Origin of the sequence: Streptococcus mitis (genome assembly GCF_023109105.1) — a bacterium.
Taxonomy (GTDB): Bacteria; Bacillota; Bacilli; order Lactobacillales; family Streptococcaceae; genus Streptococcus; species Streptococcus mitis_BW.
The window spans coordinates 14250-40562 of sequence record NZ_JALDTZ010000004.1 but is presented as its reverse complement, the minus strand read 5'-3'; the positions used below and the strand labels follow the sequence as shown (position 1 = coordinate 40562).

Genomic DNA, 26313 nt, shown 5'->3' with positions numbered 1-26313 from the left:
CATGGACATTACCATTCAAAACGTTCGTTCGCCTGCTCTTGAACATAACGGACGGTATTACAAGGTATTCCAGCCACGGACACGAGACGAACTGCTGAAATTGCACCACATGGGATGTGTGGGTGACACGGTGCTGACGGACATCCAGCTGGAGCAAGGAGATTTCCCTACTAGCTTCGTGGAACCAACTGTTACCCAACGTACTCTGTCGGGTCTTTTCAAGGATATGCGTTCTATCGAACTGGAATTAAGAGACCCAAATAGCACTCTCTGGGGTAAAATCCAGCAGAATAATCAAGGGGCGCTGACCCAGTTCTTTGATACGAATGTCAAGAGTGCCATCGCTCAGACTGCTAGAGAAATCAGGCAGGAAGTGCGAGACGCTGCAAATAGTGCAAGAGTACAAGTGACACCTGAAGGTGTTACTATTGGCTCTACTACTTTGACGGGCGAGCAGTTAGCCTCTACCATTTCGACCAGTCCGAAAGGCGTGGACATTATCGCTCCACGGGTTCGAGTGAAATCCGATATGATCGTTGACGGTGCGGTGACTGCTGGTAAGTTAGCGGCTGGCTCTGTCACTGCTGAACATATCCAAGCTGGTGCGATTACTGGCGATAAAATCAACGTAGACGATGCACTTATTCGGAACCTGACTGCTAGAGATGCCTTGATTGATAAGTTGACATCTAAGGAAGTCTTTGCGACTAAGATTGAATCTGTCGTGTCTAGTTCAACCTTCCTTGAAGCTTATCAAGGCAAAATTGGCGGATTCACACTTGGACAATTTGACCAAGGTGGCGGACGTTGGATTTCTGGCGTAAACCATTTCGCAGTTGGAATGGGAAATGGAGAAGGCCGAGGAACTAGAACCGCATTTTGGGCGAACTGGGGCGATAGCTGGAACACAATTGGAGATAGAGCTTGGTATGTGAATACCGACGGCAAAATGTACTGTAAGAATGATTCAATCTTCTATAGACAAGTCACATTTGACACTAATTGTTCTGTTGATTGCTACGGAACCCAAACGTTCTATAAATCGCCTATCTTTATCCACGGGATCGAAATGGGCGAGGCAGATATTTACGGTAATGGCTCAAATCCCAAAGGTGGAAAGAATACGGTCGTTTGGTGGAACCAGGTCGGAAGCGGAAGTGTTAAATACTGGGGCGATAAGTCCTCAGATAGACGTTTGAAAGAAAACATCACAGATACAGCCGTGAAAGCCTTGGACAAAATCAACCAACTAAATTTGGTCGCATTTGATTTCATTGAGAGCAAGAAACACGAAGAAATCGGTTTGATTGCTCAAGAGGCTGAGACCATCATTCCAGAAGTTATCTCACGAGATCCTGAGAATCCAGATGGCTATCTGCACATCGACTATACCGTTTTCGTACCCTACTTGCTGAAGGCTGTCCAAGAATTAGACCAGAAAATCAAAGAAATGGAGAAACTACATGGATAATCACATAATCGACAAGCTAGTCACTGAGTCGCTCGCCGACCGTTTGGCTGAGATCGAATTGAATTATGCGCATTTAGAAGCACGCTATACGCTGGCTTTAGCTGAATTGCAGGCCTTTAAGGCGGTACTGGAATATGACCCAGCGCTTAAAGAACTGTTCGAAGAAACACAAGCAAAGATGAAAGGAAATAACTAATGAATTACGAAGTAGCAATTAAACCATATCTTAAAGGTGCAGAAAATGTGACAGTTGTCGCAATCAAGATGGAAAACAACGGACGCTATTCTTACGAGCAAGTAGAATTGCACGGTGACCATACGCAAGACAATGAAGCAACCTTGGTTCAAGCAGTGCTGGACCATATCCGCACAGAACTTGACCCAACAAATGCGATTGTGCTTGCTCAAGCGAAATTGCAAGAAGCTGAACAAAAATTGGCTCAAACTGAAGCCAAACAGACTGCTACGGACCAAGCAGTTAAGCACAATCAAGCAGAAACAGACCGTTATGGAAAGATTATCCATGCGGTCGTTTTAAATGCTGTAGCAGGCAAGACAATCGCTTATGGAACCAACTACAAGGAATTGGTAGAGTTGATTCCACTTGCTGAAGTTGGTAAACATTACATGGCACATGACTTGATTACAATCGAAGACCCAACGCACGTTGAGGTCGATGGCGAAGGTAAGCGTATCTTGGTTCAGTTTAATAAGGAATTTACTTACAACGGTGAACCAGTCAGCGACTTTGCTCGTAACGGTCGTCTTGAAATGGACGGAACAGGCGCAGCATGGAAGTACGAACCTCAAGAAACAACTATTGCACCAGCAGCCGCAGTTTCTACAACAGCTACCGTGACTCCTGCAGTTTCAGAATCTTCTGCTACAACAGTTGCGCCTAACCAATAACGGGGGTAACTATGGACGTCTTACAACAGATAGAACATTTCTTCATGAACGTGCTACCATCGGCTTCACCGATTATCATCGCTTGGCTTAGCTACAAATTGCCGAAAAAAGCCAAAGAAGAGACGGATAAAATTGTCTCGGAACTAACCGATGTCAAGAAACAAATCAAAGATGTCCAGACTACCGCTAAAGATAGCAATTCAAAAATTGACGAAGTGCAAGAAAAATTAAAAATTCACGATAAGGCGCATCTGAACACTATGAAGTTGCGCCTAGACCGTGATATGCGACGGGCTATTAACAGAGGATATACCTCCCGAGATGAATTCTCCCTAGTGGAAAGTATGCATAAAATCTACAAAACTCTAGGAGGCAATGGATACATAGACCGTTTATTCAGCGATTTTGAGAAATTGGATATCAAAGAAGGCATCTTAATAGATGATTAGAAAAGGGGCGCAGAATGGGTTGTAACAAACATAGAGTTAATACAACCAATTTGGCTCGGATTGATGGTGGCGACCTTGTTAAACAAGGGGATTTGTCTTCTACTTTTGGGTTTGAGTTGTTAGACGAGAATTACCGTGTCATGACCTCGTTTGAAGGTCAAGATGCGGTTGTCACTCTGACAAAGGGACAACGAAGGTGGAAGACAACTGCTCCCGTCACTAGCCATTCTGTCAATTTTAATTTAGATAGTATTCTACCAAGCGGAAAATACCGAGTAGAAATCTCGGTTGGAGGGTATATCTTCCCAAGCGATAGAGATACTTATATTGAAATTGAAGACTCAGATAAGGAATTGGTTACGGAAGATATCTATAAATTAAAGGAATTAGATATCGCAAAGGAAATTGAGAAACAACTTGCGGAAAAAACAGTAACAGATGGTGGAGTATGTCAGGAGATCCCTGACTTACTCATGTACTATAATCTTGGAAAGGTATAGAAAATTATGGATACAAGTAAATTGATTGCATTTGCTCAAGCATTAGGAGCGGATAACAAGACAATGAAGCAGTTGGTCGATACGAAGATTGACAATGCTACTTTAATGCAAGCTATCGAACAAGCTAAAACAGCAGTTAAGAATGATCTCCTAGGTGATGGGGTACCTGAAAACCTCAACACGCTTAAAGAGCTCGCTGAGGAAATCGCTAAATTGAGCGGTAGCACTGAAGGCGCAGTTGTACAAAAACTGGCTGACCTAGGCCGTCGTATTGACGAGTTTGCAAATCTTGACCTGGTAGCAACATATAATGCAGCGAAAGCGTGATGGCTATGAGCAATTTTGAAGAATTTGCTCAAGTAGTTGGCCGTGATGTTAAAACCCTGAATCAAAAACCAAGTCCACAATTAACTCTAACTGGAAATACCCTCGGCATTGTCGGGGGGAATAATGTCACTCTACCGCTACCAGATAATGTAAGTCATGAAATCCGTGGTATAGGCTCACCAGAAGGGCGAATAACTGCCGAAGTCGGAACAACTTATGTAGATGTCAATGCCACTAACGGTGCTCTTGTTTGGATAAAAAAGCAAGGTAATGGAAGTACCGGCTGGCAGGTGTTCTGGGGAGATACAGGCTGGATAACACTTAACTCACTTTCCAAATTAGGGGGTTCATTCGTAAAAATAAGACGCGTTAATAATCTAGTAACTTATCAATTCGGAGGTCTGAGGTGGGGATGGTTTGGAGTGATTAGACGTGGTGGCGCTGGGTATTCAATTCAACCGTCTGACCGTGAACGTAATTGCTTTATATTGCCTCAAGGGGGAATACCGCTAGGATTTAGGTCAGAGTTTAGCTTGATTGGTAGTATCTACAATGATAAGGGTACTCCATACGGGACTTGGTATCTTAGCGGACCAAGCGACGGTAACATGCTACGCTTCCAATTTACTGATCCAGTCCCTACAGATAACGATATTGGAGATATTCGAGTGAGTTCTATCTCATATTTAACAAGTGAGCCTTGGCCAACTACATTGCCATAATAGAAAGGAAAAACATATGACACAATTTAATGAATTTATCATCGCTTTTGCGACAGGCTTTTTAGCAGTAGCCACAGGCAGTATTGTAAAAGCAGTAAAAGACTACCTTTTGCGAAAAGGAGGAGAAAAAGCGGTAAAAATCGCTGAAATCTTAGCTAAGAACGCAGTCAATGCTGTTGAGCAGGTTGCAGCTGCAACAGGCTACAAAGGTGATGAAAAGCTAGAGCAAGCTCGCACTAAAGTCCGCTCTGAGCTGACAAAATACAACATTAGCATGACTGACAAAGATCTAGACACTTTTGTAGAGTCAGCTGTCAAGCAGATGAATGATGCCTGGAGAGGGGAATAGCAATGGTCGAAATCATTAATAATACAATTTTCAACGGAATTGCAGGTTCTCGTCCAACTGAGCGACCAAAATATTATGTTTTACATAATGATGCCGGTTCAAAAAGTGCAAAGTCCTATATCGAATGGCTTCAAGAACGATATGATAATGGCCGGTCTGAACTTGGTTTTGCTCATTACTACATCACTCGTGATGCAATCGCTCGTGTAGAAGATACATATAATGGCGCTTGGTCTGCTGCTGACTATGATGCGAATATGAACTCTATCAGTTATGAAGTCTGTCAGCAACTCAGCGCATCAGATGCCGAATTCATTGAAAATGAAAACATGGTATTACGCCAAATGGCCGAAGATATGACTTATTATGGTGATACTCCAAATTATAGCAATATCAAGTTTCACAATGAATTTTCAAGCACATCATGTCCTGCCCGCTCCCTCGAATTGCACGGTGGATATAATGACAGCTTGCGTGACTATGTGATTGCTAAAATTAAGCATTATCAATCCCTCGGCTCGACTGTCCAAGAGATGCTTGATAATGAGGGTAATCAGGAAGGTTGGAAGAGAAATTCAACTGGCTGGTGGTATGTCAATGCAGATGGAAACTACCCAACGAATAAATGGCATAAGATCAACAATGTTTGGTATTACTTTGATAGCAACGGCTATATGAAAGCTAACACATGGCACAAGCATTCAGATGGGTACTGGTATTACTTGCTGCCAAATGGCGCAATGGCTACAGGATGGGTGCTTATCAGTAACAAGTGGTACTACTTCAAAGAAGATGGCAAGATGGCCACTGGTTGGGTCAAGTACAAGGAACATTGGTACTATCTAGATGCAAAGGATGGAGATATGAAATCCAAACAGTTTGTCAAGTCAGCCGATAAAAAAGGCTGGTACTACATCAAACCAGACGGAACGATGGCAGACAAGCCAGAGTTCACAGTAGAGCCAGAAGGCTTGATTACGACTAAATAATTTTAAAAAATAAAACGAAAGGAAACTTTCTAAAATGTTCTTTCACCGCAGGCTTAGGCTTGCGGTTTTTTTGTTTGCTCTGAAAAAGGTTGGATTTAAAATCCAAGAAATGTAAATCGAATAAACGCATTTCAAATGCGTAAAATCATCTGCTTGGGGGAGTAGTGGTTTTGTCAAAAATAAAAACAGTGAAATTATTCACTGATTCTTTTGTAAACTATTAGAAATAAACTGACACTTTCTCAACTATACGGGCAAATATGTGTATGAAAATGAATACGATGATGAATACGATTTAAAAAAATGATAGCAATTAACGAAAATGATTTTAATGGAAAATAAGTAAAAACTCAACTATTGAAAATCGATGATAACTATTTGTAAACGCTTTTCACTTATGGTATAATAAGCATTGTATTTATTGTATATGAATCTGGAGAAAAAATCAAAGATATTTTTGAAGGATAATATGAGAACAAGGGAGAATATATGACCATAGAATGGGAAGAATTTCTAGATCCTTACATTCAAGCTGTTGGTGAGTTAAAGATTAAACTTCGTGGTATTCGTAAGCAATATCGTAAGCAAAATAAGCATTCTCCGATTGAGTTTGTGACTGGTCGAGTCAAGCCGATTGAGAGTATCAAGGAAAAAATGACTCGGCGTGGCATTACTTATGCGACCTTGGAACACGATTTGCAGGATATTGCTGGTTTGCGTGTGATGGTCCAGTTTGTAGATGACGTCAAAGAAGTTGTGGCTATTCTGCGCAAACGTCAGGATATGCGGATTATACAGGAGCGAGATTACATCACTCATCGAAAGGCTTCAGGCTATCGTTCCTATCACGTGGTAGTAGAATATACTGTTGATACTATCAATGGTGCTAAGACTATCTTAGCGGAAATTCAAATTCGTACCTTGGCCATGAATTTCTGGGCAACGATAGAACATTCTCTCAACTACAAGTACCAAGGGGATTTCCCAGAGGAGATTAAGGAGCGACTGGAAATCACGGCCAAAATTGCCCATCAGTTGGATGAAGAAATGGGCAAAATTCGAGATGATATCCAAGAAGCTCAGGCACTTTTTGATCCTTTGAGTAGAAAATTAAATGATGGTGTAGGAAACAGTGACGATACAGATGAAGAATACAGGTAAACGAATTGACCTGATAGCTAATAGAAAACCACAGAGTCAAAGGGTTTTGTATGAATTGCGAGATCGTTTGAAGAGAAATCAGTTTATACTCAATGATACTAATCCAGATATCGTTATTTCCATTGGTGGGGATGGCATGCTCTTGTCGGCCTTTCATAAGTACGAAAACCAGCTTGACAAGGTACGCTTTATCGGTGTTCATACGGGACACTTGGGCTTCTATACGGACTATCGTGATTTTGAGTTGGACAAGCTAGTAACTAATTTGCAGCTAGATACCGGAGCAAGGGTCTCTTACCCTGTTCTAAATGTGAAGGTCTTTCTTGAAAATGGTGAAGTTAAGATTTTCAGAGCTCTCAACGAAGCTAGCATCCGCAGGTCTGATCGAACCATGGTGGCGGATGTTGTGATCAACGGTGTCCCCTTTGAACGTTTTCGTGGAGACGGACTAACAGTTTCAACTCCGACTGGTAGTACAGCTTATAACAAATCTCTTGGTGGAGCTGTTTTACACCCTACCATTGAAGCTCTGCAGTTGACAGAAATTGCCAGCCTTAACAATCGTGTTTATCGAACTCTGGGTTCATCTATTATTGTGCCTAAGAAGGATAAGATTGAACTCATTCCAACGAGAAACGATTACCATACTATTTCGGTTGACAATAGCGTTTATTCTTTCCGTAATATTGAGCGTATTGAGTATCAAATCGACCATCATAAGATTCACTTTGTCGCTACACCGAGTCACACCAGTTTCTGGAATCGTGTTAAGGATGCTTTTATTGGCGAGGTGGATGAATGAGGTTTGAATTTATCGCAGATGAGCATGTCAAGATTAAGACCTTCTTAAAAAAGCACGAGGTTTCTAAGGGACTGCTGGCCAAGATTAAGTTTCGAGGTGGAGCTATACTGGTCAATGACCAACCGCAAAATGCAACGTATCTATTGGATATTGGAGACCGAGTTATCATCGATATTCCCGCTGAGGAAGGCTTTGAAACTCTAGAAGCTATCGAGCGCCCACTGGATATTCTCTATGAGGATGACCATTTTCTAGTCTTGAACAAACCCTATGGAGTGGCTTCTATTCCTAGTGTTAATCACTCTAATACCATTGCCAATTTTATCAAGGGTTACTACGTCAAGCAAAATTATGAAAATCAGCAGGTTCACATTGTGACTAGGCTTGACCGAGATACTTCTGGCTTGATGCTCTTTGCAAAACACGGCTATGCCCATGCACGATTAGACAAGCAGTTGCAGAAAAAGTCTATCGAGAAACGCTATTTTGCTTTGGTTAAAGGTGATGGATACTTGGAGCCAGAGGGGGAAATTATTGCTCCGATTGCGCGTGATGAAGACTCCATTATCACCAGACGGGTGGCTAAAGGTGGAAAGTATGCCCATACATCATATAAGATTGTAGCTTCTTATGGGAATATTCACTTGGTAGATATTCGCCTGCATACTGGACGTACTCACCAAATCAGAGTCCATTTTTCTCATATTGGTTTTCCTTTGTTGGGAGACGATTTGTATGGCGGTAGTCTGGAAGATGGTATTCAACGTCAGGCTCTTCATTGCCATTACCTATCCTTTTATCATCCATTTTTAGAGCAAGACTTGCAGTTAGAAAGTCCCTTGCCGGATGATTTCAGCAACCTTATTACCCAGTTATCAACTAATACTCTATAAAAACTGTTTCAGAGTATAATTATTATCTTAAAGGAGAAAACTCATGGAAGTTTTTGAAAGTCTCAAAGCCAACCTAGTTGGTAAAAATGCTCGTATCGTTCTCCCTGAAGGGGAAGAGCCTCGTATCCTTCAAGCGACTAAACGCTTGGTAAAAGAAACAGAAGTAATTCCTGTTTTGCTGGGAAATCCTGAAAAAATTAAAATTTATCTTGAAATTGAAGGGATCATGGATGGTTATGAAGTCATTGACCCTCAACATTATCCTCAATTTGAAGAAATGGTTGCTGCCTTGGTAGAGCGTCGTAAAGGCAAAATGTCTGAAGAAGATGCACGCAAGATTTTGGTTGAAGATGTCAATTACTTTGGTGTTATGTTGGTTTACTTGGGCTTGGTTGATGGAATGGTATCTGGAGCTATTCACTCAACAGCTTCAACAGTTCGCCCAGCCCTACAAATCATCAAAACTCGCCCAAATGTAACTCGTACTTCAGGAGCCTTCCTCATGGTTCGTGGTACGGAACGTTACCTCTTTGGTGACTGTGCCATCAACATCAATCCAGATGCAGAAGCCTTGGCTGAAATTGCGATTAACTCAGCAATCACAGCTAAAATGTTTGGTATCGAGCCTAAAATTGCTATGCTAAGCTACTCTACTAAAGGTTCAGGTTTTGGTGAAAGTGTTGATAAGGTCGTAGAAGCAACGAAAATTGCTCACGACTTACGTCCTGACCTTGAAATTGATGGTGAGTTGCAATTTGATGCGGCCTTTGTTCCAGAAACTGCAGCACTGAAAGCTCCTGGAAGTACGGTAGCTGGTCAAGCAAATGTCTTCATCTTCCCAGGTATCGAGGCAGGAAATATCGGCTACAAGATGGCTGAACGTCTTGGTGGTTTTGCGGCTGTTGGACCTGTTCTACAAGGTTTGAACAAGCCAGTTAACGACCTTTCTCGTGGATGTAATGCTGATGATGTGTACAAGTTGACTCTTATCACAGCAGCTCAAGCAGTTCATCAATAAGATTTAGTCCTCTTTCCCTTGGGAAGAGGCTTTTTATATTCAATGAAAATCAAAGAGCAAACTAGGAAGCTAGTAGCAGGTTGCTCAAAGCACTGCTTTGAGGTTGCAGATAGAACTGACGAAGTCAGCTCAAAAAACTGTTTTGAGGTTGTAGATAAGACTAACGAAGTCAGCTCAAAGCACTGCTTTGAGGTTGTAGATAAGACTGACGAAGTCAGCTCAAAACACTGTTTTGAGGTTGCAGATAAGACTGACGAAGTCAGCTCAAAACACTGCTTTGAGGTTGTAGATAAGACTGACGAAGTCAGTCACATATATAATCCAAGGCGAAGCTGACGTGGTTTGAAGAGATTTTAGAAGAGTATTAATACTAGGAAAAGGACAGTTAGATTCTTCTGTGTTATACTAGAGATATGTTAGATTTGAAAGAATACGGTATCGTCATGTGGCCAGAGAAAAAGATCGTTTCTTTCCGTGAGAAACTTCTCAACTGGTATGATGAAAATAAACGAGATTTACCGTGGCGTAGAAGTAAAAATCCTTATCATATTTGGGTGTCTGAAATCATGCTTCAGCAGACCAGGGTGGATACGGTTATTCCTTACTACGAACGATTCTTGGATTTGTTTCCAACAGTGGAAAGTTTGGCAACTGCCCCTGAAGAAGGTTTGTTGAAGGCTTGGGAAGGTTTGGGTTATTATTCTCGAGTTCGTAATATGCAGGTTGCGGCTCAGCAGATTATGGCTGACTTTGGTGGTCAATTTCCAAACACCTATGAAGGAATTTCCATCTTGAAAGGGATTGGACCTTACACAGCAGGAGCCATTTCCAGTATTGCTTTTAACTTGCCTGAGCCAGCTGTAGATGGTAATGTCACGCGTGTTCTAGCTCGTCTGTTTGAAGTCAACCACGATATTGGCATTCCAAGTAATCGCAAAATTTTTCAGGCAATGATGGAAATCCTGATTGACCCAGAACGGCCTGGTGACTTTAATCAAGCCTTGATGGACTTGGGTTCGGATATTGAGGCGCCTGTAAATCCCAGACCAGAAGAAAGCCCAGTTAAGGACTTTAGTGCGGCATATCAGAATGGCACAATGGAACGTTATCCAATTAAAGCTCCTAAGAAAAAGCCAGTTCCTATTTATCTTAAAGCCTTGGTGGTTAAAAATACTCAGGGACAATTTTTACTTGAAAAGAATGAAAGTGAAAAGCTATTGGCAGGTTTTTGGCATTTCCCCTTGATAGAAGTTGATGACTTTTCGCAAGAAGAGCAGTTTGACCTCTTTCATCAGGTCGCGGAAGAAAGTGTGAACTTTGGTCCTAGTCCAGAAGAGAGTTTCCAGCAGGACTATGACTTAGAAGTTGATTGGGTTAATCTGAATTTTGAGACTGTCAAGCATGTCTTTAGCCATCGCAAGTGGCATGTACAGATTCTAGCAGGTCAGGTGACTGATTTCCATGATTTTTCAGATAGGGAAGTTCGCTGGCTTTCACCAGAAGAGTTCAAGGATGTTCCACTTGCTAAACCCCAACAAAAAATCTGGAAGGCTTATGCACAAGCCAACTTAGACAGTAGCAAAGACTAGCTATTGTGTCTTCTTTTTATTTTTTTGGTATAATAGTAGAGAAAAGGTGAACAAATGAAAAAAATATTAATTGTAGATGATGAAAAACCAATCTCGGATATTATCAAGTTTAATATGACCAAGGAAGGTTACGAAGTTGTAACTGCTTTTAATGGTCGTGAAGCGCTAGAACAATTTGAAGCAGAGCAACCAGATATTATTATTCTGGATTTGATGCTTCCAGAAATTGATGGTTTAGAAGTTGCGAAGACTATTCGCAAGACCAGTAGTGTGCCTATTATCATGCTGTCGGCTAAAGATAGCGAATTTGATAAGGTTATCGGTTTAGAGCTTGGAGCGGATGACTATGTGACAAAACCCTTCTCAAATCGTGAGTTGCAGGCGCGTGTCAAAGCTCTTCTTCGTCGCACGGACTTGGCTTCTGTAGATAATCAAGAATCTGATGAAAAGAAAACTCAGCCCTTGCAAATTGGGGACTTGGAGATTGTGCCAGATGCCTATGTTGCTAAGAAATACGGTGAAGAACTAGACTTAACCCACCGTGAATTTGAGCTCTTGTACCACTTGGCTTCTCATATTGGTCAAGTGATTACACGTGAACACTTGCTTGAAACGGTCTGGGGTTATGATTATTTCGGAGATGTTCGGACTGTTGACGTAACTATTAGACGTTTGCGTGAGAAGATTGAAGATACACCGAGTCGTCCTGAGTATATCCTAACACGTCGCGGTGTTGGTTATTATATGAGAAATAATGATTGAATTAATTAAAGACACAGTTTTAACCAGTGATTTTATCTTTATCCTCATTCTACTTGGTTTTATTTTAGTAGTGACCTTGCTCTTGTTAGAAAATCGTCGGGATAATATTCGGCTGAAGCAAATTAATCAAAAGGTTAAAGACCTAATTGCAGGAGATTATTCTCAGGTATTGGATATGCAGGGAAGCTCTGAAATTACTAATGTTACCAATAATCTCAATGATTTATCAGAAGTAATCCGTTTAACCCAAGAAAATCTGGAACAAGAGAGTAAACGGTTGAATAGTATCCTATCTTACATGACGGATGGAGTCCTTGCGACCAATCGTCGTGGTAAGATTACTATGATTAATGACACGGCTAAGAAACAGTTAGGTGTTCAGAAAGAAGATGTTCTCAATAAAAGCATCCTTGAATTGCTTAAGATTGAAGATGAGTATGAACTTCGTGATTTGATTACCCAAATTCCTGAGCTCATGATTGATTCTCAGGATTCCAATGGCGAGTATCTGAGCCTTCGTGTACGCTTTGCCTTGGTGCGTCGTGAGTCTGGCTTTATCTCAGGTTTGGTTGCAGTTTTGCATGATACGACGGAGCAGGAGAAGGAGGAGCGCGAACGGAGACTCTTTGTTTCCAACGTTAGTCATGAGCTACGGACGCCTCTGACTAGTGTAAAATCCTATCTTGAAGCCTTGGATGAGGGTGCCTTGTCAGAACCTGTCGCGCCAGACTTTATCAAGGTGTCTCTAGACGAAACCAACCGTATGATGCGGATGGTGACAGATCTTCTCCATCTTTCACGTATTGATAATGCAACTACTCATCTAGATGTGGAACTGATTAACTTTACTGCTTTTATTACCTTTATCCTCAACCGTTTTGATCAGATAAGAGGGCAGGATGAAGAGAAGAAATATGAACTGGTGAGAGATTACCCCATTACCTCAGTCTGGATTGAAATTGATACAGACAAGATGACACAGGTGATTGATAACATTCTCAACAATGCCATCAAGTATTCTCCAGACGGTGGGAAAATCACAGTGACCATGAAGACAACTGATGATCAGATGATTTTATCCATTTCAGACCAAGGATTGGGGATACCAAAGCAAGATTTACCACGAATCTTTGACCGTTTTTATCGTGTGGATCGCGCTAGAAGTCGTGCCCAAGGTGGAACAGGTCTGGGACTGTCTATTGCCAAAGAAATTATCAAACAACATAAGGGCTTTATTTGGGCCAAGAGTGAATACGGTAAGGGATCAACTTTCACAATTGTGCTCCCTTATGATAAGGATGCAGTGAAAGAAGAAGTTTGGGAGGATGAAGTAGAAGACTAGAATGAGTGAAACAGGCTTTAAATACAGTATTTTAGCGTCGGGTTCCAGTGGAAATTCCTTTTATCTGGAAACTCCAAAAAAGAAGCTTTTAGTGGATGCAGGTTTGTCTGGCAAGAAAATCACCAGTCTGCTAGCTGAAATTAACCGCAAACCAGAAGACTTGGATGCCATCTTGATTACCCATGAGCATTCAGATCATATCCATGGAGTAGGCGTTTTGGCTCGCAAGTATGGTATGGATTTGTATGCCAATGAAAAGACCTGGCAGGCTATGGAAAATAGCAAGTATCTCGGCAAGGTGGATTCTTCGCAAAAGCATATCTTTGAGATGGGCAAAACCAAAACCTTTGGAGATATTGACATCGAGAGTTTTGGTGTAAGCCATGATGCAGTCGCACCGCAGTTCTATCGTTTTATGAAGGATGATAAGAGTTTTGTCTTGCTGACTGATACAGGTTATGTTAGTGACCGTATGGCAGGAATTGTCGAAAATGCGGATGGCTATCTTATCGAGTCCAATCATGATGTAGAGATTTTACGAGCAGGTTCTTACGCTTGGCGACTCAAACAACGAATCCTATCGGATCTGGGTCACCTTTCTAACGAGGACGGTGCCGAAGCCATGATTCGGACGCTAGGAAATCGTACTAAGAAAATCTATCTTGGTCACTTGTCTAAGGAAAACAATATCAAGGAGCTGGCTCACATGACCATGGTCAACCAGCTAGCACAAGCTGATCTGGGAGTTGGAGTAGACTTTAAGGTTTATGATACCTCACCAGATACCGCAACACCATTGACAGATATATAGAAAGAACGCTGAGAAGGTGTTCTTTTTATATTGACGGAACACCTAAAAAGTAATACAATGGTGTTACCATTAAAAAAGGGAGTGCAAAAGATGACTACTATTACATTAAAAGTTTCTGAAGCTGATAAAACATTTATGAAAGCAATGGCTAAGTTTGAAGGAGTTTCCCTGTCGGAACTTATCCGCACCAAAACTCTTGAAGCTCTAGAAGACGAATACGACGCACGTGTGGCAGATTTAGCCTATCAAGAGTATTTAGACGACTTGGAAAAAGGAGTTGCCCCCATTACTTGGGAAGAAATGATGCATGATTTAGGCTTGGAGGATGAATAATTTGTATAAATTAGTTCCAACAAGACGTTTCATCAAGCAATTGAAAAAATTGGATCGTTATACGCAGAAGCTAATTACAAACTATTTACAAACCAATGTTTTGGAAGACCCAAGACGACACGGAAAGGCTTTGGTTGGTAATCGCGTTGGTCAATGGCGCTATAGAATTGGTAATTATCGAGTTATCGTACAAATTGTAGATGATGAATTAGTCGTTGCTACTCTAGAAGTTGGTCATCGGAGAGATATTTATTGAATTACTTTTTTCCAAGTAAATTTTCATTCTTTAAAATATGATATAATAGGGCTTACAATATAAGAGAGGTTGCTTATGACAATAGATATTAGTGAAGAAAGTTTATCTAAAGAATCGGCTGACTTATTAAAAATTCTTTTAAAAGATCGAACGACAAAGAAATCAATTGTTTGGGCGACGCATTCTTATGAATTGTTAGGGAAGGGATTTGCTCCAAGTGATCGTATCAATCCAAGTAAGGTGACGGGAACCTATGCAAACTTGATTCAACCCAGATCAGAAAAGTCTAAGTATGAGCAAAAAGACCGAACCAAGATTAGAGCCGAAGTTTTTACGCCAACTTGGTTAGTTGAAAAGCAAAATGGCTACGTGGAAGCTGAACTTGAAGCTATGGATCTTGAAGATTATATCCAAGTGCGCTGGCTAGAAATTACCTGTGGTGAAGCACCTTATATGGTTACTCGCTATGATACAGTGACTGGTGAGGAAATTCCATTATCTGAGCGAGTTGGTTTTGTTGATAGAAAATTGCAGCGCATTAGTCGTGAGGTCTCAGATGAAGTCACCTTTTATGAACTTGTAAAAAAAGCTTATCGAGCTTCTTATGGTTATGAGTATCAAGGAGATTCTCTCCTTTTGGCGCGTGAAAATCTTTTAGCGACCTTCGAGGATTACTATCTTGCAAAGACTGGAAATCAACCGACCTTAGAGCAAAAGAAAGAAATTGCGACTATTATATCCTACAATGTCTTTCAGATGGATGGATTGAAAAAAAACAGTCCCTACTCAGCTACACAAGGACAATCTCAACAGTTAAGCTTGTTTTCCGATGAGCTGGAAGTAGAACAAGCAGAAGAATCTAAAACCCAAATCAAAGACTGGAAAAAGAATAAAATGATAGGTTTTGAGCGCCTATCTAGTGAGGAAAGTGAAATGAAATTTGATGTAGTGATAGGAAATCCGCCTTACCAAGAGGAGGCGCAGGGAACAAGTACAAAGGATATGCCTATATATCATAAATTTATTTCAGAATCATACAAAATTTCTAAAAAAGCATCTTTAATAACTCCTGCTAGATTTTTATCAAATGCTGGAGGGACTCCAAAAACTTGGAATCAACAAATGTTGAATAATCAACATGTAAAGGTATCTTTTTTTGAACAAAAAAGTGGCAATGTTTTTCCTGGAACTGATATTAAAGGTGGGGTAGCAGTTACTTATTATGATACTGAACAAGAATTTGAACCAATTGAAGTTTTTGTTCCCTTTATAGAAATGAATTCAATTAGAAAAAAAGTTATTAAGAAAAATTTTGAATCTATTGATCAATTTGTTACTAATAGAGGATCATATCGCTATTCTGATTTGATTTATACAGATTTTCCTAATCTTATGAAGAGAGTTTCAGATAGGAGAGTTGCTTCTAATGCTTTTGAAAAATTGCCTGAATTATTTTTTGATGTTAAACCTGAAGATGGAAATGAGTATATTAAAATATATGGGCGTTTTAATAATGAACGTGTATATAAATGGTTTAGAAAAGATTATGTAACATGTCCATCAAATTTTGAAAAGTATAAAATAATTCTTCCAAAAGCAAATGGAAGTGGGGCGATTGGCGAAGTCCTATCGACCCCCGTCATCGGGTACCCCGTCATCGGGTATACAGAAACGTTTATTTCTGTTGGTGAATTTAATTCTTTAGAAGAAGCAGAGGCTTGTTTAAAATACATTAAATCTAAGTTTTTGCGCACAATGCTTGGAGTTTTGAAAATTACTCAAGATAATACGAAAGCAGTATGGCATTATATCCCACTCCAAGACTTTACGGTCAATTCGGACATTGATTGGACACAATCAGTGGCTGATATTGACCGCCAGCTATATAAAAAATATGACCTGTCTCCTGAAGAAATTGCCTTTATTGAGACTCATGTACGGGAGATGGATTGATGGTAGAAATTAAAACATCAAAAGAGATTCATCCTAAAATCTATGCCTACACCACACCGACGGTAACTAGCAATGAGGGATGGATTAAGATTGGTTATACAGAACGGGATGTCACGCAACGAATTAAAGAACAAACGCATACTGCTCATATAGATACAGATGTCTTATGGACTGGGGATGCCGCCTATACGGAAGAACCTGATAAGGGAAAGACTTTTAAGGACCATGATTTCCACCATTTCCTTTCTTTCCATGATGTGGAACGTCGTCCTAAGACGGAATGGTTCTATTTTAATGGAACTCCTGAAAAATCTAAAAATCTCTTCGATAAGTTTGTTCAGCATGATTTGTCTGGTTATCAGCCTGGAAAAGGACAGGACTATACTCTGCGCCAAGAGCAAGAAGAAGCAGTTGCTAAGACCTTAGCTTATTTCCAAGAACACGCTGGAGGCAAATTTCTTTGGAATGCCAAGCCACGCTTTGGTAAAACCTTGTCTACCTATGACCTAGCTCGTCGAATGGAAGCTGTTAATGTCCTAATTGTAACCAACAGGCCCGCCATTGCTAATTCATGGTATGATGATTTTGAAACATTCATAGCAGGTCAAACGACTTATAAGTTTGTTTCTGAATCAGATAGCCTTAAGAGTCGTCCAACCTTGTCACGTAAAGAATTTGTTGGTATTTTAGATGACGATGTAAGACAACTTGCTTTTATCAGTCTTCAAGACTTGAAAGGCTCTGCTTATCTAGGTGGAGAGCATAACAAACTTAAATGGGTTACAGATCTCCACTGGGATTTATTGGTTATCGATGAGGCTCACGAAGGAGTTGATACCTTTAAGACAGACCAAGCTTTTAATAAGATCCGTCGAAACTTTACATTACACCTTTCTGGAACTCCATTTAAAGCATTGGCAAAGGGAGAGTTTACCGAGGAGCAGATCTACAACTGGTCTTATGCTGATGAGCAGGCAGCTAAAACTACTTGGTCGCCTGAGCAAGAAGAGGAAAATCCATATGAAACCTTACCTCAGTTAAATCTCTTTACCTATCAAATGTCTCAGATGATTGGTGAAGAGTTAGAAAAAGGCGCTCAACTTGATGGTGAAAATATTGACTATGCTTTTGACTTAAGTGAATTTTTCGCTACAAATGATAAAGGGAAATTTATCCATGAACAAGATGTCAGAAATTGGTTAGATACTCTGTCAAGCAATGAAAAGTATCCATTTTCAACCAAAGAACTTCGGAACGAACTCAAGCATACTTTTTGGTTGTTGGAGCGTGTAGCCTCAGCTAAGGCTCTAAAAGCACTACTAGAAGAACACCCCATCTATGAAAACTATGAGATTGTTCTAGCTGCTGGTGACGGACGTATGTCCGAAGAAGACGATAAAGTCAAACTCAAATCCTTAGACTTGGTTAGAAAAGCGATAGCAGAGAATGACAAAACTATCACTCTATCCGTCGGTCAATTGACGACAGGTGTCACTATCCCTGAGTGGACAGGTGTATTGATGTTATCGAACATGAAATCACCTGCACTTTATATGCAGGCTGCTTTCCGTGCTCAAAATCCATACTCATGGAGTGATAAGAAAGGAAATCACTTCCGCAAAGAAAGAGCCTATGTATTTGACTTTGCTCCAGAAAGGACCTTAATTCTCTTTGATGAGTTTGCCAACAACTTATCACTAGCAACTGCAGGAGGTGGTGGAACTTCTGCAACTCGTGAAGAAAATATCAGAGAATTACTAAATTTCTTCCCTGTCATAGCTGAAGATCGTGCTGGTAAGATGGTTGAAATTGATGCCAAGTCAGTTCTGACTATACCGCGTCAGATAAAAGCTAGGGAAGTCCTCAAACGTGGCTTCATGTCCAATCTCTTATTTGATAATATCAGCGGTATTTTCCAAGCTAGTCAAACAGTTCTAGACATTTTAAATGAACTCCCAGTTGAAAAGGAAGGGAAGTTACAAACATCTTCTGAACTATTAGACTTTTCAGATGTTACAGTAGATGATGAGGGGAATGCAGTAGTAGACCATGAAATCGTAGTTAATCAGCAGATGCGACTTTTTGGTGAAAAAGTCTATGGACTTAGTCAATCCGTTTCAGATTTGTTCACTAAGGATGATGACAAAACTCAAAAACAATTGGCCAATGATTTGATTAAAACAGTTTCTTCAGTGATTGTAGAAGATTTAAAAGCTGAATACAACCTTAAAACTCGGGAAACAGACCAAATCAAGAAGCAAATTACAGCAACATTTGAGAATGAAATTCGAAAAAATGACATTGAAAGAAAAATTTCTGAAGCTAATATCAAGCAAGAATTGCAACAACAAATCAAGGAAGCAGATGATAAGGAGCAAAAGGATAAGATTCAAGAAGATTTGGATAAACGTTTAGAAGAAAATAAGCTCATTCACAAAGAAAAACTAGAACAAACACTCAAAAAAGAAGTGGAAAAAATGCCTGAGAAGTTTATCGAACAGGTTGAGATAAAACGTGTTGAACAGTTGAAACAATCAGCTCAAGATGAAATTCGGGACCATCTTCGAGGATTTGCAAGAACCATCCCAAGTTTTATTATGGCCTATGGTGATCAAACTTTAACACTTGATAATTTTGACACCTTTGTTCCTGAACATGTTTTTTATGAAGTAACGGGGATAACGATTGATAAATTTTGTTATTTGAGAGATGGTGGACAAGATTTTGCAGGACATCTCTTTGATCGAGCAACATTCGATGAAGCAATCCAAGAATTTCTTCGTAAGAAAGAGGAATTGGCAGATTATTTTAAAGATCAGAAAGAAGATATTTTTGATTATATTCCACCGCAGAAAACTAACCAGATTTTCACTCCTAAACGAGTGGTGAAGAGAATGGTGGATGACCTTGAAAAAGAAAATCCAGGTATCTTTGATGATCCATCTAAGACATTTATTGATTTGTACATGAAATCAGGCCTCTATATCGCTGAACTTGTTAAGCGTCTATATAATAGCGAAGGTTTGAAAGATGCTTTTCCAAATTCTGAGGAACGCTTAAAACATATCTTGGAAAATCAAGTTTATGGATTTGCACCTTCAGAGATTATCTATAATATCTCGACTAATTTTATCTTTGGAAATCTCTCTCAAGATATCAGTAGAAAGAACTTTGTTCTAGAAGATACTATTCCTGCGGCTAAAGAAGGTAGGATTCAGGAGTTGGTTGATTCCTATTTTGAAAATAATTAAAAAGAAGGCGAATGCCTTCTTTTTACATTTTTTACAATCCTGCAAATTCTTTGATTTCTTGTGCTGACATTGAAGAGTCGCAACGGACATTGATTTGTCCATCCGCAATGTGAACAAATCCTGGTACAGTTGGGATTCCGTAGCGTGAGCGGAATGCTTGCAACTCATTGAGTTGGCTTGGTTCTTCACTGTTGATGAAGTAGATGTGAGCTTTAGTTTCAGCTACGACACCTGCCAAGGTACCAGCAAATTTACGGCAGTAAGGGCAAGTTTTACGACCAATAAAGAAGGTTGCAGTTTCTTTATTATCAAGAGCTTCTTGCGCACGCGTAACTGTAGTGACTTCAAGGTCTTTAATGTTATCTAAAAATTGTTCCATGAGATTACCTCGCTTTCGTTGATAAGTCTAGTATGCCATAAAGTTTCTAAAATTGCTTAGATTTGATACGAAAAAAGATGAGATTGGTTTGTCTCATCTTTTATAGGACTTTATTTTACAAAAGCATTGATTTCTGCTTCGATATTAGCAATCTTAGCTTGTGATTCATCGTTGGTTTCCCCTACAACTGCAATGTAGAACTTGATTTTTGGTTCTGTCCCTGAAGGGCGAACGGCAATCCATGAACCGTCAGCAAGTGTGTATTTCAACACATCACTTGGAGGAGTTATCAAGTTTGTAACAGTACCGTCAGCAGCAGTAGAAGTTTGTGCCTTGAAGTCTTCTACGACAGTGATAGCTGTTGCATTCCATTCTTTTGGAGCATTGTTACGGAATTTAGCCATAATCTCTTTGATTTGTTCAGCACCATCAACACCAGAAAGAGTAACAGAGATAGTCTTTTCAGCGTAATAGCCGTACTCTTTGTAGATTTCTTCGATACCGTCTGCAAGTGTCAAACCACGTGAACGATAGTAGGCAGCAAGTTCAGCAACGACTAGAACAGCTTGGATAGCGTCTTTATCACGTACGAATGGTTTAATCAAGTAACCGAAGCTTTCTTCAAATCCCATCATGTAAGTGTGATTATGTTTTTCTTCGAATTCTTGGATTTTTTCAGCGATAAATTTGAAACCTGTCAAGACGTTAAACATTGTTGCGCCGTAGCTTTCAGCAATCTTTGTTACCAAGTCGGTTGATACGATAGATTTGCAAAGGGCTGCATTTTCAGGAAGAGTTCCAGCATTTTTGTGGGCTTCTAAGATGTATTTAGCCATGATAGCACCGATTTGGTTACCTGAAAGGTTGAGGTAGCTACCATCTTTTTGAAGAACTTCCACACCAACACGGTCAGCGTCTGGGTCAGTTGCCACAAGAACATCTGCACCAACTTGACGACCAAGTTCTTCAGCAAGTGCAAAGGCTGCTTGGCTTTCTGGGTTTGGAGATTTTACAGTTGAAAAGTCTGGGTCAGCAGTTGCTTGCGCTTCAACGACTTGAACAGAGTCAAATCCTGCTTGGGCAAGAGCACGACGGGCCAACATTTCACCAGTACCATGAAGTGGTGTGTAGACAATCTTCATGTCTTTACCGAATTCTTCAATCAAAGCTGGGTTGATGTTAACGTCCTTAACTTCTTTGAGGTATTCCACATCGACAGCTTCACCGATAACTTCAATCAAGCCAGAAGCTTTTTCAGCTTCCACATCAGCAACTTCAACAGCAAATGGGTTTTCGATTGCACGGATATAAGTAGTCAAAGCGTCCGCGTCGTGTGGAGGCATTTGTCCACCGTCTTCACCATAAACCTTGTAACCGTTAAATGGAGCAGGGTTATGGCTAGCAGTAATCATGATACCTGCAAAACAGTTGAGGTGACGAACTGCAAATGACAGTTCTGGAGTTGGACGAAGGCTTTCAAATACGTAAGATTTTATACCGTGTTTAGCAAGAACTGCCGCAGATTCAAAGGCAAATTCTGGAGAGAAGTGACGGCTATCATAAGCGATGGCCACACCGCGTTCTTTTTCATTTCCACCTTTTGACTCAATCAAACGAGCCAAACCTTCAGTTGCTTGACGAACAACGTAGATATTAATGCGGTTAGTACCAGCACCAATCAGTCCACGCATACCTGCAGTACCAAACTCAAGATTGGTATAGAAGGCATCTTCCTTTGTTTTTTCGTCCATATTTTCTAAATCTTGACGAAGGTAGTCAGGAAGCTCCGCAAAATCAACCCATTTCTGGTAATTTTCTTGGTAAGACATTGAAATTCTCCTTTTTGTAAATTGTTTTAACCGTTCACATTATAGCACTTTTTAGCACTTTAGTAAAACGGTAGCATAATTTTCAGAAAAGTAGTGATATATGCCTCTTTATCAAGTCTTGAATGCCTTAGGGAAACATGCTATACTACTTGTATGATTATTTTACAAGCTAATAAAATTGAACGTTCTTTTGCAGGAGAGGTTCTTTTTGATAATATCAATCTGCAGGTTGATGAACGAGACAGGATAGCCCTTGTTGGGAAAAATGGTGCAGGTAAGTCTACTCTTTTAAAGATCTTGGTTGGAGAAGAGGAGCCAACTAGTGGAGAAATCAATAAGAAAAAAGATATTTCTCTGTCTTACCTAGCCCAAGATAGCCGTTTTGAATCTGAAAATACCATCTACGATGAGATGCTTCATGTCTTTGATGACTTACGTCGGACTGAGAAACAACTTCGTCAGATGGAGCTAGAGATGGGAGAAAAGTCAGGTGAGGATTTGGATAAGCTGATGTCAGATTACGACCGCATATCTGAGAATTTTCGCCAAGCAGGTGGCTTTACCTATGAAGCTGATATTCGAGCGATTTTGAATGGTTTCAAGTTTGATGAGTCTATGTGGCAGATGAAAATTGTCGAGCTTTCTGGTGGTCAAAATACTCGTTTGGCACTTGCCAAAATGCTACTTGAAAAGCCCAATCTCTTGGTCTTGGACGAGCCAACCAACCACTTGGATATTGAAACTATTGCCTGGCTAGAGAATTACTTGGTAAACTATAGCGGTGCCCTCATTATTGTCAGCCATGACCGTTATTTCTTGGACAAGGTTGCAACGATTACGCTGGATTTGACCAAGCATTCCTTGGATCGCTATGTGGGCAATTATTCTCGTTTTGTAGAGTTGAAGGAGCAAAAACTAGCTACTGAGGCAAAAAACTATGAAAAGCAACAGAAGGAAATCGCAGCTCTGGAAGACTTTGTCAATCGCAATCTAGTCCGAGCTTCAACGACCAAACGTGCCCAATCTCGTCGCAAACAACTGGAAAAAATGGAGCGTTTAGACAAGCCTGAAGCTGGGAAAAAGTCAGCTAATATGACCTTTCATTCTGATAAAGTATCTGGAAATGTCGTTTTGACGGTGGAGAATGCTGCTATTGGCTATGATGGTGAAATCTTATCAGAACCAATCAACCTTGATCTTCGTAAGATGAACGCTATTGCCATCGTTGGTCCAAATGGTATTGGCAAGTCAACCTTTATCAAGTCTATTGTGGACCAGATTCCTTTTATCAAGGGAGAAAAGCGCTTTGGCGCCAATGTTGAGGTTGGTTACTATGACCAAACCCAAAGTAAGCTGACACCAAGTAATACGGTGCTGGATGAACTCTGGAATGATTTTAAACTGACACCAGAAGTTGAAATTCGTAACCGTCTAGGTGCCTTCCTTTTCTCAGGAGATGATGTTAAAAAATCAGTCGGCATGCTGTCTGGTGGTGAGAAAGCACGTTTACTTCTTGCTAAATTGTCTATGGAAAACAACAACTTCTTGATTCTGGATGAGCCGACCAACCACCTGGATATTGATAGCAAGGAAGTGCTAGAAAATGCCTTGATTGACTTTGATGGCACCCTTCTATTCGTCAGCCATGACCGTTACTTTATCAATCGTGTAGCAACTCATGTACTGGAATTGTCTGAGAATGGTTCGACTCTTTACTTGGGAGATTACGACTACTATGTTGATAAAAAGTCTGAAATGGAAATTAATCAGACTGAGGAAGCTTCAACTAGCAATCAAGTAAAAGAAGCAAGCCCAGTCAATGATTATCAAGCTCAGAAAGAGAGTCAAAAAGAAGTCCGCAAACTCATGCGACAAATCGAAAGTCTAGAAGCTGAAATCGAAGAGCTAGAAAGTCAAAGTCAAGTCATTTCTGAACAAATGTTGGAAACCAACGATGCAGGTAAACTCATGGAATTACAGGCTGAACTGGACAAAATCAGCCATCGTCAGGAAGAAGCTATGCTTGAATGGGAAGAATTATCAGAGCAGGTGTAAATATGGAACATCTTGGAAAAGTATTTCGTGAATTTCGGACAAGTGGAAATTATTCTTTAAAGGAGGCGGCAGGCGAGTCCTGTTCAACCTCCCAGTTATCTCGCTTTGAGCTTGGGGAGTCTGACCTAGCAGTTTCTCGTTTCTTTGAGATTTTGGATAATATTCATGTCACAATCGAAAATTTCATGGATAAGGCTAGGGATTTCCATAATCATGAACATGTTGCCATGATGGGACAAATTGTGCCCCTTTACTATTCAAATGATATTGCAGGTTTTCAAAAGCTTCAAAGAGAACAACTTGAAAAGGGTGAGAGTTCGACAAATCCTCTCTATTTTGAACTGAACTGGATTTTGTTACAAGGTCTGATTTGTCAAAGAGATTCGAGTTATGAGATGAAGCAGGATGATTTGGATAAGGTAGCAGATTATCTCTTTAAAACAGAAGAATGGACTATGTATGAGTTGATTCTTTTCGGGAACCTCTATAGTTTCTACAATGTGGATTATGTCACTCGAATTGGTAGAGAAGTTATGGAGAGGGAGGAATTTTATCAAGAGATTGGTCGCCATAAGAGATTAGTCTTGATTTTGGCCCTCAATTGTTACCAGCATTGTTTAGAGCATCTTTCTTTTGACAATGCAAGCTATTTTGAGACTTATACAGAGAAGATTATTGGTAAAAACATTAGTCTTTATGAACGAAATATTTTACATTACCTCAAAGGTTTTGCCTTATATCAAAAAGGAAAGTGTAAAGAAGGTTGTAGCCAGATGCAAGAGGCCATGCATATTTTTGACCTGCTAGGTCTTCCAGAGCAAGTAGCCTATTATCAGGAACACTACGAAAAATTTGTCAAAGATTGATTTTCCCAAATAAGGGAAAAAATAAAAAGCTCCTTTCAGTTTTGATACAATAGTTTCAAAATTTGAGAGGAGTTTTTATATGAATCGCTATGCAGTGCAGTTAATTAGTCGTGGTGCTATAAACAAGATAGGGAATATGCTCTATGATTATGGAAACAGTGTTTGGTTGGCATCAATGGGAACTATCGGACAGACAGTTTTAGGAATGTATCAGATTTCTGAACTCGTCACATCCATTCTAGTTAATCCTTTTGGTGGTGTTATTTCAGATCGTTTTTCACGTCGCAAGATTTTGATGACAACAGATTTGGTTTGTGGGATTCTTTGTCTGGCTATTTCTTTCATAAGGAATAACAGCTGGATGATTGCCGCCTTGATTTTTGCCAATATTGTTCAGGCGGTTGCCTTTGCATTTTCTCGTACAGCCAATAAAGCTATTATAACGGAGGTTGTAGAGAAAGACGAGATAGTGACCTACAATGCTCGCTTAGAGTTAATCTTGCAGGTTGTAGCTGTAAGTTCTCCTGTACTTTCCTTTCTTGTTTTACAATTTGCAAGTCTCCATACGACGCTCTTGCTAGATGCTTTGACTTTTTTTATAGCATTTGTTCTAGTGGCCTTACTACCAAAAGAAGAAGCAAAGGCTCAAGAGAAGAAACCTTTTACTGCAAAAGATATTTTTGCAGATATCAAAGATGGCTTGCACTATATTTTGCATCAAAAAGAGATTTTCTTTCTCTTGTTCGTAGCTTCCAGCGTTAATTTCTTTTTTGCAGCTTTTGAATTTCTCCTCCCCTTTTCAAATAGGCTTTACGGAGTAGAAGGAGCTTACGCAAGCATTTTAACTATGGGAGCAATTGGTTCCATTGTGGGAGCTATTCTAGCTAGCAAAGTAAAGGCAAGTGTTTATAACCTTTTGATTTTACTGGCTTTGACTGGAGTAGGAGTTTTCATGATGGGATTACCACTGCCAACTTTCCTTTCTTTTGCTGGAAATTTAATTTGTGAATTGTTTATGACAATTTTTAATATTCACTTTTTCACTCAGGTACAGACCAAGGTTGACGGAGAATATCTGGGAAGGGTATTGAGTACCATTTTTACACTGGCCATTCTCTTTATGCCGATTGCGAAAGGCTTTATGACAGTGCTATCAAGTGTACATCTCTCTTCTTTCTTGATAATTGGAAGCGGGGTTATCATCCTGTCTTGTCTATCCCTCGTGTATGTTCGAACTTATTTTGAAAAAGAGACATAAGTTTGCTTGGACTTCAAAAATAATTACAATCTAAGTGTT

Annotated in this window: 27 protein-coding genes; 25 read left to right on the top strand and 2 right to left on the bottom strand. The window is 40.1% G+C overall.

Annotated elements, in window-relative coordinates; translation table 11 throughout:
• Position 1: 1 nt before the first annotated feature.
• From M1F37_RS10115 to M1F37_RS03630, 22 genes are all read left to right on the top strand, one after another.
• Positions 2 to 1471, top strand: a complete 1470-nt coding sequence (locus M1F37_RS10115; RefSeq protein ID WP_419991947.1) for a gp58-like family protein — start codon at positions 2 to 4, stop codon at positions 1469 to 1471.
• Positions 1464 to 1667 carry a hypothetical protein gene (locus tag M1F37_RS03730; protein WP_247934775.1) on the top strand — a complete coding sequence of 68 codons (204 nt, stop codon included), beginning with the start codon at positions 1464 to 1466 and terminating at the stop codon, positions 1665 to 1667. The genes M1F37_RS10115 and M1F37_RS03730 overlap by 8 nt, the downstream gene beginning before the upstream one ends.
• The gene (locus M1F37_RS03725; protein ID WP_247934774.1) at positions 1667 to 2380 is read left to right on the top strand and encodes a hypothetical protein; all 714 of its coding nucleotides are present in this window, start codon (positions 1667 to 1669) and stop codon (positions 2378 to 2380) included. The genes M1F37_RS03730 and M1F37_RS03725 overlap by 1 nt, the downstream gene beginning before the upstream one ends.
• Before the next feature lie 11 nt (positions 2381 to 2391).
• Complete coding sequence (locus tag M1F37_RS03720; protein ID WP_247934773.1) at positions 2392 to 2829, top strand: hypothetical protein; 438 nt, start codon at positions 2392 to 2394, stop codon at positions 2827 to 2829.
• A gap of 14 nt (positions 2830 to 2843) precedes the next feature.
• A complete protein-coding gene (locus M1F37_RS03715; RefSeq protein WP_247934772.1) occupies positions 2844 to 3329 on the top strand; it encodes a hypothetical protein in 486 nt (161 codons plus the stop codon).
• Between the two features lie 6 nt (positions 3330 to 3335).
• Positions 3336 to 3656, top strand: coding sequence for a hypothetical protein (locus M1F37_RS03710; RefSeq protein WP_153210343.1), 321 nt, complete (start codon positions 3336 to 3338; stop codon positions 3654 to 3656).
• Entirely contained in the window at positions 3656 to 4378 is a 723-nt protein-coding gene (locus M1F37_RS03705) for a hypothetical protein (protein ID WP_247934771.1), read from the top strand. The genes M1F37_RS03710 and M1F37_RS03705 overlap by 1 nt, the downstream gene beginning before the upstream one ends.
• A 16-nt stretch (positions 4379 to 4394) precedes the next feature.
• Entirely contained in the window at positions 4395 to 4727 is a 333-nt protein-coding gene (locus M1F37_RS03700; RefSeq protein ID WP_247934770.1) for a phage holin, read from the top strand.
• 2 nt (positions 4728 to 4729) lie between these two features.
• The gene (locus M1F37_RS03695; RefSeq protein ID WP_247934769.1) at positions 4730 to 5716 is read left to right on the top strand and encodes an N-acetylmuramoyl-L-alanine amidase; all 987 of its coding nucleotides are present in this window, start codon (positions 4730 to 4732) and stop codon (positions 5714 to 5716) included.
• A gap of 489 nt (positions 5717 to 6205) precedes the next feature.
• On the top strand, positions 6206 to 6877 hold the full coding sequence (locus M1F37_RS03690; protein ID WP_247934768.1) for a GTP pyrophosphokinase: 672 nt from the start codon (positions 6206 to 6208) through the stop codon (positions 6875 to 6877).
• On the top strand, positions 6861 to 7679 hold the full coding sequence (locus tag M1F37_RS03685; protein WP_247934767.1) for an NAD kinase: 819 nt from the start codon (positions 6861 to 6863) through the stop codon (positions 7677 to 7679). Before M1F37_RS03690 ends, M1F37_RS03685 begins: the two co-directional genes overlap by 17 nt.
• The gene (locus M1F37_RS03680) at positions 7676 to 8572 is read left to right on the top strand and encodes an RluA family pseudouridine synthase (protein ID WP_247934766.1); all 897 of its coding nucleotides are present in this window, start codon (positions 7676 to 7678) and stop codon (positions 8570 to 8572) included. Before M1F37_RS03685 ends, M1F37_RS03680 begins: the two co-directional genes overlap by 4 nt.
• Before the next feature lie 43 nt (positions 8573 to 8615).
• Entirely contained in the window at positions 8616 to 9590 is a 975-nt protein-coding gene (gene pta, locus M1F37_RS03675) for a phosphate acetyltransferase (protein ID WP_140834410.1), read from the top strand.
• A gap of 42 nt (positions 9591 to 9632) precedes the next feature.
• Positions 9633 to 9926 (top strand): hypothetical protein, encoded by a 294-nt coding sequence (locus M1F37_RS03670; protein ID WP_247934765.1) that lies wholly within the window; start codon positions 9633 to 9635, stop codon positions 9924 to 9926.
• Positions 9927 to 10003: 77 nt separating this feature from the next.
• Positions 10004 to 11179 carry an A/G-specific adenine glycosylase gene (gene mutY, locus M1F37_RS03665; RefSeq protein WP_247934764.1) on the top strand — a complete coding sequence of 392 codons (1176 nt, stop codon included), beginning with the start codon at positions 10004 to 10006 and terminating at the stop codon, positions 11177 to 11179.
• Positions 11180 to 11233: 54 nt separating this feature from the next.
• Entirely contained in the window at positions 11234 to 11941 is a 708-nt protein-coding gene (gene yycF, locus M1F37_RS03660; protein ID WP_033681745.1) for a response regulator YycF, read from the top strand.
• Positions 11934 to 13283, top strand: a complete 1350-nt coding sequence (gene vicK / locus M1F37_RS03655; protein ID WP_247934763.1) for a cell wall metabolism sensor histidine kinase VicK — start codon at positions 11934 to 11936, stop codon at positions 13281 to 13283. Before yycF ends, vicK begins: the two co-directional genes overlap by 8 nt.
• Before the next feature lies 1 nt (position 13284).
• Complete coding sequence (locus M1F37_RS03650; protein WP_000004961.1) at positions 13285 to 14094, top strand: MBL fold metallo-hydrolase; 810 nt, start codon at positions 13285 to 13287, stop codon at positions 14092 to 14094.
• A gap of 90 nt (positions 14095 to 14184) precedes the next feature.
• Complete coding sequence (relB, locus tag M1F37_RS03645; protein ID WP_185776089.1) at positions 14185 to 14427, top strand: type II toxin-antitoxin system RelB family antitoxin; 243 nt, start codon at positions 14185 to 14187, stop codon at positions 14425 to 14427.
• A 1-nt stretch (position 14428) separates the two neighbouring features.
• Entirely contained in the window at positions 14429 to 14683 is a 255-nt protein-coding gene (locus M1F37_RS03640) for a type II toxin-antitoxin system RelE family toxin (protein ID WP_001809704.1), read from the top strand.
• A 75-nt stretch (positions 14684 to 14758) separates the two neighbouring features.
• Positions 14759 to 16636 (top strand): Eco57I restriction-modification methylase domain-containing protein, encoded by a 1878-nt coding sequence (locus M1F37_RS03635; protein ID WP_247934762.1) that lies wholly within the window; start codon positions 14759 to 14761, stop codon positions 16634 to 16636.
• On the top strand, positions 16633 to 19887 hold the full coding sequence (locus M1F37_RS03630) for a DEAD/DEAH box helicase family protein (RefSeq protein WP_247934761.1): 3255 nt from the start codon (positions 16633 to 16635) through the stop codon (positions 19885 to 19887). The genes M1F37_RS03635 and M1F37_RS03630 overlap by 4 nt, the downstream gene beginning before the upstream one ends.
• A 31-nt stretch (positions 19888 to 19918) precedes the next feature.
• Here the strand turns inward: M1F37_RS03630 and M1F37_RS03625 are convergent, their stop codons facing one another.
• Together M1F37_RS03625 and M1F37_RS03620 are read right to left on the bottom strand one after the other, a co-directional pair.
• Complete coding sequence (locus M1F37_RS03625) at positions 19919 to 20266, bottom strand: thioredoxin (protein WP_247934760.1); 348 nt, start codon at positions 20264 to 20266, stop codon at positions 19919 to 19921.
• Between the two features lie 110 nt (positions 20267 to 20376).
• Positions 20377 to 22095 carry a phospho-sugar mutase gene (locus M1F37_RS03620; protein WP_247934759.1) on the bottom strand — a complete coding sequence of 573 codons (1719 nt, stop codon included), beginning with the start codon at positions 22093 to 22095 and terminating at the stop codon, positions 20377 to 20379.
• A 153-nt stretch (positions 22096 to 22248) separates the two neighbouring features.
• On the opposite strand from M1F37_RS03620, the gene M1F37_RS03615 reads away from it, so the two are divergent.
• From M1F37_RS03615 to M1F37_RS03605, 3 genes are all read left to right on the top strand, one after another.
• The gene (locus M1F37_RS03615; RefSeq protein ID WP_247934758.1) at positions 22249 to 24150 is read left to right on the top strand and encodes an ABC-F family ATP-binding cassette domain-containing protein; all 1902 of its coding nucleotides are present in this window, start codon (positions 22249 to 22251) and stop codon (positions 24148 to 24150) included.
• A 2-nt stretch (positions 24151 to 24152) separates the two neighbouring features.
• A complete protein-coding gene (locus M1F37_RS03610; RefSeq protein ID WP_247934846.1) occupies positions 24153 to 25016 on the top strand; it encodes a MutR family transcriptional regulator in 864 nt (287 codons plus the stop codon).
• 79 nt (positions 25017 to 25095) lie between these two features.
• Positions 25096 to 26274 carry an MFS transporter gene (locus M1F37_RS03605; protein ID WP_247934757.1) on the top strand — a complete coding sequence of 393 codons (1179 nt, stop codon included), beginning with the start codon at positions 25096 to 25098 and terminating at the stop codon, positions 26272 to 26274.
• Positions 26275 to 26313 lie beyond the last annotated feature (39 nt).